Source organism: Streptomyces hazeniae (assembly GCF_031845485.1).
GTDB classification, from domain to species: domain Bacteria; phylum Actinomycetota; class Actinomycetes; order Streptomycetales; family Streptomycetaceae; genus Streptomyces; species Streptomyces hazeniae.
In genome coordinates, this window is record NZ_JAVREQ010000168.1 from 1 (window position 1) to 460 (window position 460).

The following is a 460-nucleotide window of genomic DNA, read 5'->3' on the forward strand; positions in this document are numbered from 1 at the left end:
ATGCTCGCCTCCATCGCCACCTTCGTCGGCGGTGCGGTATTCTCGGTCTACGACGGGGTGCACACCCTGATCGCGGGCGAGGAACTGGGCGATCCGCTGATCTCGTACATCGTCCTCGGCGTCGCCTTCGCGCTGGAGGGCTACTCCCTGCGTACCGGCGTCAAACAGGTACGGCGCGAGGCGGCCCGGCTGCGGGTGCCGGACACGTACTACCTGCGCCACACCCCCGACACCGGCGTGAAGGCCGTCGTCATGGAGGACTCGGCGGCGCTGGCCGGGCTGCTGCTGGCGGCGGGCGGGCTGCTCGGCGGGCAGCTGACGGGGTCGGGGGTCTGGGACGGGATCGCGTCCTGTCTGATCGGCCTGCTGCTCGTGTACGTGGCGTGGGTGCTGGGCCGGTCCAACGCGCAGCTGCTCATCGGGCGGCCGCTGCCCGCGGCGATGCGGGCGGGGGTGCGGG

At 72.4% G+C, this 460-nt stretch carries 1 protein-coding gene; it reads left to right on the plus strand.

The genetic code is table 11. The features are described 5' to 3' along the window. Positions 1 to 460 (plus strand): cation transporter (locus tag RM572_RS29145; protein WP_311676358.1); only part of this gene is annotated, 460 nt, incomplete at both ends.